The organism is Pseudorhodoferax sp. Leaf274 (genome assembly GCF_001422445.1).
Classification (GTDB): Bacteria; Pseudomonadota; Gammaproteobacteria; order Burkholderiales; family Burkholderiaceae_C; genus Pseudorhodoferax.
In genome coordinates, this window is the sequence record NZ_LMNA01000009.1 from 115,938 (window position 1) to 127,438 (window position 11,501).

Annotated in this window: 9 protein-coding genes and 1 pseudogene; 3 read left to right on the forward strand and 7 right to left on the reverse strand. The window is 69.8% G+C overall.

Going from position 1 to position 11,501, the window contains the following annotated elements; translation table 11 throughout:
- Window positions 1-113: 113 nt before the first annotated feature.
- From ychF to ASF44_RS13350, 6 genes are all read right to left on the reverse strand, one after another.
- Window positions 114-1,205, reverse strand: a complete 1,092-nt coding sequence (ychF, locus tag ASF44_RS13325; protein ID WP_056899719.1) for a redox-regulated ATPase YchF — start codon at window positions 1,203-1,205, stop codon at window positions 114-116.
- A 67-nt stretch (window positions 1,206-1,272) separates the two neighbouring features.
- Window positions 1,273-1,494, reverse strand: coding sequence for a YbdD/YjiX family protein (locus tag ASF44_RS13330; protein WP_056899720.1), 222 nt, complete (start codon window positions 1,492-1,494; stop codon window positions 1,273-1,275).
- Between the two features lie 73 nt (window positions 1,495-1,567).
- Entirely contained in the window at window positions 1,568-3,625 is a 2,058-nt protein-coding gene (locus ASF44_RS13335; RefSeq protein WP_056899721.1) for a carbon starvation CstA family protein, read from the reverse strand.
- 108 nt (window positions 3,626-3,733) lie between these two features.
- On the reverse strand, window positions 3,734-4,357 hold the full coding sequence (locus ASF44_RS13340; protein WP_056899722.1) for a response regulator transcription factor: 624 nt from the start codon (window positions 4,355-4,357) through the stop codon (window positions 3,734-3,736).
- 73 nt (window positions 4,358-4,430) lie between these two features.
- Window positions 4,431-5,780: a cache domain-containing protein gene (locus tag ASF44_RS13345; RefSeq protein WP_082524748.1), complete on the reverse strand. Its 1,350-nt coding sequence runs from the start codon at window positions 5,778-5,780 to the stop codon at window positions 4,431-4,433.
- Window positions 5,781-5,800: 20 nt separating this feature from the next.
- Complete coding sequence (locus tag ASF44_RS13350) at window positions 5,801-6,712, reverse strand: MOSC domain-containing protein (protein WP_056899724.1); 912 nt, start codon at window positions 6,710-6,712, stop codon at window positions 5,801-5,803.
- A 64-nt stretch (window positions 6,713-6,776) separates the two neighbouring features.
- Here ASF44_RS13350 and ASF44_RS13355 point away from each other — a divergent pair, with 64 nt between their 5' ends.
- The 3 genes from ASF44_RS13355 to ASF44_RS13365 are packed head-to-tail and all read left to right on the forward strand — an operon-like array spanning window position 6,777 to window position 10,656.
- Window positions 6,777-7,925: an FAD-dependent monooxygenase gene (locus ASF44_RS13355; RefSeq protein ID WP_056899727.1), complete on the forward strand. Its 1,149-nt coding sequence runs from the start codon at window positions 6,777-6,779 to the stop codon at window positions 7,923-7,925.
- Window positions 7,926-7,953: 28 nt separating this feature from the next.
- Window positions 7,954-8,784 (forward strand): DsbC family protein, encoded by an 831-nt coding sequence (locus ASF44_RS13360; RefSeq protein WP_235579211.1) that lies wholly within the window; start codon window positions 7,954-7,956, stop codon window positions 8,782-8,784.
- Between the two features lie 39 nt (window positions 8,785-8,823).
- Entirely contained in the window at window positions 8,824-10,656 is a 1,833-nt protein-coding gene (locus tag ASF44_RS13365) for a M61 family metallopeptidase (protein WP_082524750.1), read from the forward strand.
- A gap of 217 nt (window positions 10,657-10,873) precedes the next feature.
- Here the strand turns inward: ASF44_RS13365 and ASF44_RS13370 are convergent.
- A pseudogene (locus ASF44_RS13370) lies at window positions 10,874-11,383 on the reverse strand (IS5/IS1182 family transposase); the annotation flags it as partial.
- Window positions 11,384-11,501 lie beyond the last annotated feature (118 nt).

Sequence of the window (11,501 nt, forward strand, 5' to 3'; positions counted from 1 at the left end):
TACAACGGCCGTCCGCCATCCAGGCGGGTGCGCAGTCCCGGTGGCGACTGCCCCGGGGCCGCGGTGCTCCCAGAGGCAGGGCGCCTGGTGGCGGCCGGGCCGGCCGCCTGCGTTCAGCTGCTGAAGAGGAAGTTCATCACGTCGCCATCCTTGACGACGTATTCCTTGCCTTCGGCCCGCATCTTGCCCGCGTCTTTGGCGCCTTGCTCGCCCTTGAAGGCGATGTAGTCGTCGAAGGCGATGGTCTGGGCGCGGATGTAGCCCTTCTCGAAGTCGCCGTGGATCACGCCGGCGGCCTGCGGGCCGGTGTCGCCGATGTGGATGGTCCAGGCGCGCACTTCCTTCACGCCGGCGGTGAAGTAGGTCTGCAGCCCCAGCAGCTTGTAGGCGGCGCGGATCAACCGGTTCAGGCCCGGCTCGTCCTGGCCGATCTCGGCCAGGAACATTTTCTTGTCCTCGTCGTCCATCTCGGACAGCTCGGCCTCGATCTTGGCGCAGATGGCAACCACGGGCGCGCCCTGCTTGGTGGCGTACTCGGTCAAGCGGTCGAGGAAGGGATTGTTCTCGAAGCCGTCCTCGGCCACGTTGGCCACGAACATCGCGGGCTTGGCCGTGATCAGGCTGAAGGTCTTGACCAGCGGGCGCTCTTCCTTGGTGAACTCGAGCGCGCGCACGGGCGTGTTCTCGTTCAGCGCGGCCTGGCAGCGCTCCAGCAGCGCCACCAGTTTCTGCGCGTCCTTGTCGCCCGAGCGGGCCACCTTGGTGTGGCGGTGCAGCGCCTTCTCGACCGTGGCCAGGTCCGCCAGGCACAGCTCGGTCTGGATCACCTCGATGTCGGAGATCGGGTCGACCTTGCCGGCCACGTGGATCACGTTCGGGTCTTCGAAGCAGCGCACCACGTTGACGGTGGCGTCGGTCTCGCGGATGTGGGCCAGGAACTTGTTGCCCAGGCCCTCGCCGGTGCTGGCGCCGGCCACCAGGCCTGCGATGTCCACGAACTCGACGATGGCCGGCACGATGCGCTCGGGGCCGACGATGGCCGACAGCTGCGCCAGACGCGGATCGGGCACCTCGACCACGCCGGTGTTGGGCTCGATCGTGCAGAACGGGTAGTTCTCAGCCGCGATGCCGGCCTTGGTCAGCGCGTTGAAGAGGGTGGACTTGCCCACGTTGGGCAGGCCCACGATGCCGCATTGGAGGCTCATGGCAGGGCTTTCAGCTGGATTCGGGAGAACCCGCGATTTTAGGCGGTCGCTGAACAGGCCCTGGCCGTCAACAGCAACGGCCCTTGCCCGCGCCGTAGCGCGCCTCCAGGCGCTCCTTGAAGAACTCCTCGTAGCTCATGGGCGCGCGGTCCGGGTGGGTCGCGGCCATGTGCGTGAGGTAGGTGTCGTAGTCCGGCAGCCCGACCATGAGCCGCAGCGACTGGCCGACCGCGCGCGCCGAGCGCGCGAGGTAGCGCCCGGCCTGCGGCAGCGTCTCCTGCAAGTTCATTGGTGCCCCCTTCGGCCTGCGGCCTGTCCCCCCGTGGGGGAGCGAGCTTGCTTGGGGCGGCCCGGCGCGGCGCTCATCGCACCGCCAGCGCTTCGTACGGCGTCTCGTGCGTCGTCGGACGGTTGCTCGCGCGCGCCGCCAGGCAGGCCTTGACGCTGTAGACCAGCACGCTCAGCACCACGAAGATGAACAGCGCGCAGAGCGCGGCGTCCAGTCGGTCGTTGAAGACGATGCGGGCCATGGCCTCGGGCGTCTTGGCGGGCGCCACCAGCACGCCGTTGGCCAGACCTTCGGAGTAGCGGGCCGCGTGCGCCAGGAAGCCGATCTTGGGGTCGGCCGAGAAGATCTTCTGCCAGCCGGCCGTCAGCGTGCAGGCCAGCAGCCAGGCGGCCGGCGCGATGGCCACCCAGGCGTAGCGCTCGCGCTTCATGCGGAACAGCACGACCACGCCCAGCATCAGCGCCACGGCGGCCAGCATCTGGTTGGAGATGCCGAACAGCGGCCACAGCGTGTTGATGCCGCCCAGCGGATCGACCACGCCCTGGTACAGGAAGTAGCCCCAGGCCGCCACGCACAGCGCCGTGGCCAGGAGGTTGGCCGGCAGCGAATCGGTGCGCTTGAGCGCGGGCACGAAGCTGCCCAAGAGGTCCTGCAGCATGAAGCGGCCGGCGCGCGTGCCGGCGTCCACCGCCGTCAGGATGAACAGCGCCTCGAAGAGGATCGCGAAGTGGTACCAGAAGGCCATCATGGCCTGGCCGCCGATGACCTGGTGCAGGATGTGCGCCATGCCCACGGCCAGCGTGGGCGCGCCGCCGGCGCGGCCCAGGATGGTCGTCTCGCCCACGTCCTTGGCAGTCTGCACCAGCATCTCGGGCGTGACGGCGAAGCCCCAGCCGGAGATGACCTGGGCCACGGCTTCGGGCGTGCTGCCGACCAGCGCGGCCGGGCTGTTCATCGCGAAGTAGACGCCGGGCTCGATGCAGGCCGCGGCCACCAGCGCCATGATGGCGACGAAGGATTCGGCCAGCATGCCGCCGTAGCCGATGAAGCGCGCGTGGCGTTCGTTGTCGAGCATCTTGGGCGTGGTGCCCGAGGAGATCAGCGCGTGGAAGCCCGACACCGCGCCGCAGGCGATCGTGATGAACAGGAACGGGAACAGGTTGCCCGACCAGACCGGCCCATTGCCCTGCGCGAACTGCGTGATGGCGGGCATCTGCAGCTGCGGGCTGACCCAGACGATGCCGATGGCCAGCGCGATGATGGTGCCGATCTTGAGAAACGTGGACAGGTAGTCGCGCGGCGCCAGCAGCAGCCACACCGGCAGGCTGGCGGCCACGAAGCCGTAGCCGATCAGCATCCAGGTCAGCGCCTTGCCGTCGAAGGTGAACATCGGGCCCCAGACCGGGTCGGCGCTGACGGCCTGGCCGCCGAAGATGGCGGCCATCAGCAGCACGAAGCCGATGACGGAGACCTCGCCGATGCGGCCGGGGCGGATGTAGCGCAGGTACACGCCCATGAACAGCGCCACGGGAATGGTGGCCGCCACCGTGAAGGTGCCCCAAGGCGATTCGGCCAGGGCCTTGACCACGATCAGCGCCAGCACCGCGAGGATGATGACCATGATCATGAAGGTGCCGAACAGCGCGATCATGCCGGGCACGGCGCCCATCTCCTGCTTGACCAGGTCGCCCAGCGAGCGGCCGTCACGGCGCGTGGAGATGAAGAGGACGATGAAGTCCTGCACGGCTCCAGCGAACACCACGCCGGCCAGGATCCACAGCATGCCGGGCAGGTAGCCCATCTGCGCGGCCAGCACGGGGCCGACCAGCGGGCCGGCACCCGCGATGGCGGCGAAGTGGTGGCCGAACAGCACGTTCTTGTCGGTCGGCACATAGTCCAGGCCGTCGTTGTGGCGGTGCGCGGGCGTCTTGCGGTTGCCGTCCAGGCCCAGCACCTTGTCGGCGATGAACAGGCTGTAGTAGCGGTAGGCGATCAGGTAGGTGCAGATCGCCGCGGTGACGATCCACAGTGCGTTGATGCTCTCGCCGCGCGAAAGGGCCACGGTGCCGAGCGCGAAAGCGCCGACGACGGCCACGGCCAGCCACACCAGGTGGCGACGGATGGTGTCCATGCGGATGTCTCCTCGAAGATGAAGGCGTGCAGTGTTCCGCAGGGGCACGTACACCGCATCCGTCGCAGCGCGTGGGTGGCCTACGCGCGGCCACCTAAGAACAAACCCTTACTTCGGGCCGGTGTGTTCCACGGCGTAGCGGATCAGCTCGGCCAGGCTGTCGATGGCCAGGCGCCGCTTGATGCTCTGGCGGTGCGCCTCGACCGTGCGCACGCTCAAGGACAGCGCACGCGCGATCTGCTTGCTCGACTCGCCGCGGCCCAGCGCGGCCAGGATCTCGGACTCGCGCGGCGTGAGCAGCGGGCGCGGTTCGGCCTTGCGGAAGAGCCGGCGCGAGACGGCGGGCGACAGGAAGGTGCCGCCAGCGGCGGCGGCCTCGATGGCGGCCACGATCTCGGCGGCCGGCGCGTCCTTGAGCACATAGCCGCGCGCGCCGAGTTGCAGGGCCTGTTGCACGTACTCGGGGTTGTCGTACATGCTCAGCATGACGACGTGGGGCGGCTGGGGGCGCTGCAGCACCAGGGCCGCCAGCTCCAGGCCGTTCATGTCCTTCATGCCCACGTCCATGAGCAGCAGGTCGGGCGCCGCGGCGTCGAGCAGGGCCAGCGCCTCGGCCGCGCTGCCGGCCTCGCCGACCACGGTGATCCAGGGCACGGACGCGAGCCGCGCGCGCAGGCCGTCGCGCACGAGCGGGTGGTCGTCGACGAGGAACAGGCGGACCGGATGGGTCATGGCGCCCTCCTTCGGCCCGCGGCCTGTGCAGCCGGGCGGGCGCGTGCCGTCATGGGGCGACACGGCGCTGCGCTCATGGAGGCACCGGCAGTTCGGCTTCGATGCTGGTCGCGCCGGGTTCGGAATGCAGGTGCAGCTGGCCGCCCACGGCCGCCATGCGCTCGCGCATGTTGCGCAGGCCGATGCCGCGGCGTGCGTCCACCTGCACGGCCTGCACGTCGAAGCCCTGGCCGTCGTCGTGCACCGAGAGATGCACGCTGGCCGCGTCGAAGCGCAGCGCCAGCGTCACGCGGTGCGCGCCGGCCGCGTGCTTGTGCACGTTGGTCAGCGCCTCCTGCGCAACGCGGAACAGCGCGGTCTTGGCCTCGGCCGGCAGATCGCGCGGCACGCCTTCGACCACCGCCTCGGCCTGGATGCCGCCCTGGTCGTCGAACTCCTGCGCCAGCCGTTCGAGCGCGGCCGGCAGGCCCAGCTGGTCCAGCAGCGCGGGCCGCAGCCGGTGCGACAGGCCGCGCACCTCGGCCAGCGCGGCATGGAGCCGCTGCAGGGCCTTGGCCAGCGCGGGCGGCGGCGCGGGCGCGCCCAGCGCATCGACATACGACTCGATCTGCAGCTTGACGCCCACCAGCGCCTGGCTGGTGCCGTCGTGCAGCTCGCGCGCGAGGTGCCCGCGCTCGTCCTCCTGCGACTGCACGACGCGGCGCGCCAGCAGGCGCAGCTTGGCCTCGGCCGTGCGGTGCTCGCTGAGGTTGAGCAGCAGGCCGGCGGCGCTGACGGCCGCCAGGCACAGCGCGGCGATGCCGGCGATCCACAAGAGCGTGGCGGCCACGTTGGCGTTCATCTGCCGGTCCATGACCGACAGCGTGGCCTGGATGTCGTCCAGGTACAGGCCGGTGCCGACCATCCAGCCCCAGCGCGGCAGCAGCGTCACGTAGCCCAGCTTGGGCGCCAGTTGCGCGCTGGAAGGCTTGCGCCATTCGTACTCGACGAAACCGCCGCCGGGCTGCTGTGCGCCGCGCAGCAGGTCCTGGATGGTGTAGCGGCCCTGCGCATCGCGCAGTTCCCAGAGCGAGCGGCCGACCAGGTCGGGCTGGCGCGAATGCATGAGCGAGCGGCCCTGCAGGTCGTAGACGAAGAAGTAGCCGTCGTTGCCATAGTCCAGCGCGGCCAGGCGGCGCAGCGCCTCGGCGCGCGTGGCCTCGTCGTGGCGGCCGCTGTCGTAGAGCGGCTGCACGGTGCTGAGGGCCAGCGCCACGTAGCTGCGCAGCTCGCTGCGGCGCTGCGCCATGTGGCTCTGCTCGATCAGCGTGCGCTCGCGCAGCGCGAGGTCGCGCTCCTGGTAGCGCACCGCGAGCGTGACCAGCACCAGCGCCAGCAGCAGCGGCACGACGGCCAGCGCGACGATCTTGGTGCGCAGCTGCATGGGGCGCCGCCCGCCAGCGGTCAGTCGAAGCGGTAGTCGGCCGCGGCGGGCTGGCCCGGGCGCAGCGCGACATCGATGCCGTCCAGCACGATGGCGTTCATGCCGAAGGCGATTGCGCCGTCCACGGCCGGGTGGGCGCGGTAGGCCTGCATGGTGTCGCCGACTTCGGGGCTGGACAGGGCCGTGGCCGGGTCGATGTTGGGGATGGGGCAGCGCGGGCAGGGCTTGACCAGGCCGAGCCGGGCCGGGCCCTGGTCGGTCGCGATCAGGAGTTCACCGAAGTTGTCTTCGTCGTGCGCGTCCACGCCGTCCAGCACGATGTTGGGACGGAAGCGCTCGATGCCCACGGCCGCATGGCCGGCCGCCACCAGGCGTTCGTTGAGGCCATCCACCGCGGCCTGGCTCAGCACCAGCAGCGCGAAGCCGTCGGCAAACTGGGTCTGCGCATCGACCTCGCCGGTCCAGCGCTTGTTGGACAGGCGCTGCTGCTCGGGGTCGAAGCGCACCAGGCGCAGCTTGCGTGCGGGCGTGCCGTCCGGGCGCCCGGTGTTGAGGAAGTCGCTGAACCACTGGGCCGCCACGTCACCCATGTCGTAGGCCTTCACGCGGTCTTTCCAGACCGTGACCTCGCAGGGCTCCTCCACCGCATCCAGCGCGATGTGCAGGGCCAGCATGCCGGGCGCGCGCAGCACCATCTCGGAATGCTTGAGCCGGGGCTGGATGAGCGCCATGCGCGGCAGCTCGCGCTGGGTGACGAAGCGGCCCTGCTCGTCGACGACCATCCAGGCGCGGTCGAACTCCAGGCCGGTCTCGGTCAGCAGCACCTCGTCGACCTCGACGCCGGCGCAGGATTTGACCGGGTAGACGAACAGCCGCGCTATGCGGGCTTGCACGTCGCGGGCGGACAGGTCGGCAGCGGGATCGGATGGCATGGCAGGCAAAGGGCTGAGCGGTGGAGGGCGCATTGTGCCCAAGGGCGACTCCTACAATCCCGCGATGCCCACCCCTTCCACTTTCGACATCTGCGTGCGCGGTGGCGGCATCGTCGGCCGCACGCTGGCCCTGCTGCTGGCACGCGAGCGGCTGCATGTGGCGCTGGTGCAGCCGGGCACGCTGCGGCAGGGCGAGTCTTCGGACGTGCGCGCCTATGCCTTGAACGCGGCCTCGCGCCAGCTGCTCGAGAGCCTGCGCTGCTGGCCCGATCCCGCCGAGGCCACGGCCGTGCAGGCCATGCAGGTGTTCGGCGACGACGGCGGCGAAGTGAACTTCGATGCCGCACGCCAGGGCCGCGGCATGCCGCTGGCCTGGATCGTCGATGTCGCCGCATTGGAAAAGCGCCTGGCCGAGGCGGTGCGCTACCAGCCGCAGATCGAGGTGCTGGAGCGGCCTCCTGCCAGCGCCGCGCTCACCGTCGTCTGCGAAGGCCGCGCCAGCAGCACGCGCGCCGAGCTGGGCGTGGCCTACGACACCCATGCCTACGGCCAGACCGCGATTGCCACGCGGCTGCAGTGCGAGCGACCGCATGGCGAGGTGGCACGCCAGTGGCTGCTGCAGGACGAGGTGATGGCCCTGCTGCCCATGGGCGGCGCCGACGGGCACCAGGTGGCCGTGGTCTGGTCGGTGCCGCAGGAGCGCGCCACCGCCACGCAGGGGCTGGACGACGCCGCCTTCACGCAGGCGCTGGAACAGATCAGCCAAGGCGCGCTGGGCACCTTGCAGGTGGCCGGCGAACGCGCAGCCTGGCCGCTGCAGCTGGCGCAGGCCCGCCATTTCGTGGGCGCGCAAGGGCCGGCCGACGGCCTGGCCGGCGCCTGGGCCCTGGCCGGCGATGCCGCGCACACGGTGCACCCACTGGCCGGCCAGGGCCTGAACCTCGGGCTGGGCGACGTGGCCGAACTCGTGGACCAGCTGCGCGCACGCGATGGCTGGCGCAACGTGGGCGACCTGCGTGTGCTGCGCCGCTACGAGCGCGCGCGCAAGACGGCGCTGGCCGGCATGCGCCTGGCCACCGACGGCCTGCAGCAGCTGTTCGCGCACAATGCACCGGCCTGGCAAGGGCTGCGCAACTGGGGAATGAACGGCTTCGAACGCAGCGGCCCGCTCAAGCGCTGGGTGGCGCGGCAGGCCATGGGTGTGAACGGCTGAACACGCCGACATTGCAGAAGGATTCCACGTGAACATTCGATTCCCCCGGCCGCAGGCCGCCCTCGCCGCACTGGCCATGGCCGTGCTGCTCCCCGCCTGCGGCAAGGGCGAGCCCCCGGCGGCCGCCCCGGCGCCCGTCTCCACGCCCGCCCCCACGGCAGCCTCCGCAGCTCCCGCCACGGGCAGCGCACCGGCCAACGCCGAAGCCACCATCCGCAAGGTGCTGGCCGAGCGGCTGCCGCAGCTTCCAACCATCGAAGAGGTGACGGCCAGCCCGCTGCCGGGCCTCTACGAAGTCCGTCTGGCGGGTGCCGAGATCGTCTATGCCGACGCGCAGGGCAACTTCCTGCTGCAGGGCCAGATCTTCGACACCCAGCAGCGCCGCAACCTGACGGAGGACCGCATCAACAAGCTCACGGCGCTGGACTTCAAGGAATTGCCGCTCAAGGATGCGTTCAAGCTCGTGCGCGGCGACGGCAAGCGCCAGATGGCGGTCTTCGTGGACCCGAACTGCGGCTACTGCAAGCGCTTCGAGCGCGACATGGAGAAGATCGACAACGTGACGATCTACCTCTACCTCTACCCCATCCTGGGCTCGGACTCGGTGGCCAAGTCGCAGCACATCTGGTGCGCCAAGGACCGGGCCAAGACCTGGTCGGACTGGATGGTGCGCAACCAGCCGATCCCGTCCGCCGAGTGCGATGCCGCGCCCGTGGCGCGCAACGTGGCGCTGGGCCGCAAGCACAAGATCACGGGCACGCCCACCTTGCTGTTCACCGATGGCACACGCGTGCCGGGTGCGATGCCGCTGGACGAGGTCGAGAAGCTGCTGGCCACGGCGTCCGCGCGCAAGTCCTGAGCCCACAGGACGCCGCGTGGCGTCCTGTATTCTCGGCACATGCCGACGACCTCCCCCTCTCCCGCGCCGGCGCGCAAAGCCACCGCCGCGTCCGCCGACCACCACCACGACACGCCGGCCATCGCCTACCGGGTCGAACTGGCCGATCTGCATGCCCACCTGTACCGCGTCACGCTGACGGTCCAGGCACCGCAGGCGCTGCAACGGGTGTCGTTGCCGGTCTGGATCCCGGGCAGCTACATGGTGCGCGAGTTCTCCAAGCATTTGCAGCAGCTCGAGGCCCACCAGGGGCGGCGCCTGGTGGACTGCCGGCAGCTCGACAAGAACAGCTGGGACCTCACGGCCGAGCCCGGCAAGCCGCTGGTGCTGCGCTACCTCGTGCATGCGCACGACACCTCGGTGCGCACGGCTTTCCTGGATGCCGCGCGCGGCTTCTTCAACGCCACCAGCCTGTGCCTGCGTGTGCACGGCCAGGAGGCCCAGCCGCACGGCCTGGAGCTCGTGGCATCGCGCCAGACCGCGGGCTGGTCGGTGGCGACAGGCCTTTCGCCGGCACAGGTCGACACCGCGGGCTTCGGCCACTACCTGGCGGCCGACTACGACGAGCTGGCCGACTGCCCGTTCGAGCTCGGCGCGTTCTGGCACGGCGACTTCAAGGCCGGTGGCATCGCCCACCGCTTCGTCGTCTCCGGCGCACCGCCTTCGTTCGACGGCAACCGCCTGCTGCAGGACACGCAGAAGATCTGCGAGGAGCAGATCCGCTTCTGGCACACCCAGGGCGGCAAACCGCCGCACAAGCGCTACGTGTTCCTGCTCAACGCCATGGACGACAGTTATGGCGGGCTGGAGCACCGCAACTCCACCGCCCTCGTCTGCAGCCGCCGCGACCTGCCGCGCCGCGACGAGGCCGGTGGCGAGTCTGCCCGCCAGGCCGAGGGCTACACCACGCTGCTGGGGCTGGTCAGCCACGAGTACTTCCACACCTGGAACGTCAAGCGCCTGCGCCCGGCCGAGTTCGCGCAGTACCACTACGACGCCGAACAGTACACGCGGCTGCTGTGGTTCTTCGAGGGCTTCACCAGCTACTACGACGACCTGCTGCTGCGCCGCTGCGGCCTGCTGGACAACGCCGGCTACCTCAAGCTGCTGAACAAGACCATCAACCAGGTCATGCAGACGCCGGGCCGGCTGGTGCAGTCCGTGGCCGAGGCCAGCATGGACGCCTGGGTCAAGTACTACCGCACCGATGCCAACACGCCCAACGCCACGGTGAGCTACTACGCCAAGGGTGCGCTGGTGGCGTTGTGCTTCGACCTCACCCTGCGCGCCGAAGGCCGCGGCACGCTGGACGCTGTGATGCAGCGCCTGTGGACGCAGTGCGCAGGCGGCCCGATGTCGGAAGCCGACTTTGCCGCCGCCTTGGCCGACGTGGGCGGCCGGCCATTCGATGCCGAAATCGCCGCTTGGGTGCATGGCCAGGGCGAACTGCCACTGCGCGAACTGCTGGAACGCCACGGCGTGGCCGTGCACGATGACCCGGCGCAACTGGCCCAGCGCCTGGGCCTGCGCGTGAGCGAGCAGAACGGCGTGCACGTCAAGGTGGTGCTGCGTGGCGGAGCGGCCGAGCAAGCGGGCCTGGCGGCAGAAGACGAGTGGCTGGGCGTGGAAACCGAGAACGAGGGCTGGCGCCTGAGCCGCTTGGACGACCTGGCCCTGTACACCGGTCGCACACGCAACGTCACGGCGCTGGTGGCGCGCGACAAGCGCCTGCTGCGCCTGAGGCTGGAATTGCCGGCGGCACAGGAAGGAAGGACCTGGCGGCTGGCGATGCAGAACGCTCAGCCGGTGGACGCCTGGCTCGCGGCGGGCTGAGCTGGTGCGAGGCTGGTCCGCGTTCATTGCGGATCTTTGGGGGCAGCGTTGAGGCGGGTTCCAGCGAAATCACTGTGAACACGCATGCGGGTATGCACTTCGCCGCCTAAGCTTTTTGGCACACGCTAGGGCGCTGGACCGCGCTGACGCGGCAGCCGGACAACGGCGCGGTCGCCATCGACAACAACGACCTGGTCCGCCCTGAACAATTCCGTCCTCAGCCGCAGGCCGGTCGGTGCTTGACCGGAGCGGCGATCAGCGCTGCGATGACTGCCGGCATGGCCAGCCCGAAGCGGGCGCAATAAAGCCGCAGCGCGGCCAGGATCAGGCGCAGGTTGTGACCGGCGCCGCACATCACCGCGTGCAGCGCATCGCCCGGCGCGCCCTTGAGCGGATTGCGGCCCAACCGCCCGTCCATCTTCATGTGCCCGATGGCCAGCTCGATGGCGCTGCGCCGCTTGATCATGACCTTCAGTGTCTTGGTGACGCCGCGCCGCTGCCCCGAGCGCAGGATGCGCACGCCTTCGATCGCCACGCCCCGGTAGCACTTGTCCACGATGGCCGTGGCGGGTGGTTTGTCAGTGCCGGTGAGGATGCCCACTTGTCCAGCGTCTCAAGGTGTGGCCGTCGGAGGGGTTGCCCGGCATGGAGCGCATGCCCACCACCAGACCTTCCTTCACCGGGTGGCGATGCTGACCTTCACGCCGAATTCGTACCGTGTTCTGGCACAAGCCTCAAGCTGATGCATGAGGTTGCCCCCGAACCCTGGAGTGCATAGCCCCAGCCCGGAGAATGCCGGGACGGGAGCATGAATTGAACGAGAAGCAAACGAGAGCGAAGTACAC

What these genes read in the sequence shown, in the direction of transcription:
- ASF44_RS13340 (WP_056899722.1), bottom strand. Translation starts at nt 4,357, where the DNA reads ATGACCCATCCGGTCCGCCTGTTCCTCGTCGACGACCACCCGCTCGTG.
- ASF44_RS13365 (WP_082524750.1), top strand. Translation starts at nt 8,824, where the DNA reads ATGCCGACGACCTCCCCCTCTCCCGCGCCGGCGCGCAAAGCCACCGCC.
- ASF44_RS13345 (WP_082524748.1), bottom strand. Translation starts at nt 5,780, where the DNA reads ATGCAGCTGCGCACCAAGATCGTCGCGCTGGCCGTCGTGCCGCTGCTG.
- ASF44_RS13335 (WP_056899721.1), bottom strand. Translation starts at nt 3,625, where the DNA reads ATGGACACCATCCGTCGCCACCTGGTGTGGCTGGCCGTGGCCGTCGTC.
- ychF (WP_056899719.1), bottom strand. Translation starts at nt 1,205, where the DNA reads ATGAGCCTCCAATGCGGCATCGTGGGCCTGCCCAACGTGGGCAAGTCC.
- ASF44_RS13330 (WP_056899720.1), bottom strand. Translation starts at nt 1,494, where the DNA reads ATGAACTTGCAGGAGACGCTGCCGCAGGCCGGGCGCTACCTCGCGCGC.
- ASF44_RS13350 (WP_056899724.1), bottom strand. Translation starts at nt 6,712, where the DNA reads ATGCCATCCGATCCCGCTGCCGACCTGTCCGCCCGCGACGTGCAAGCC.
- ASF44_RS13355 (WP_056899727.1), top strand. Translation starts at nt 6,777, where the DNA reads ATGCCCACCCCTTCCACTTTCGACATCTGCGTGCGCGGTGGCGGCATC.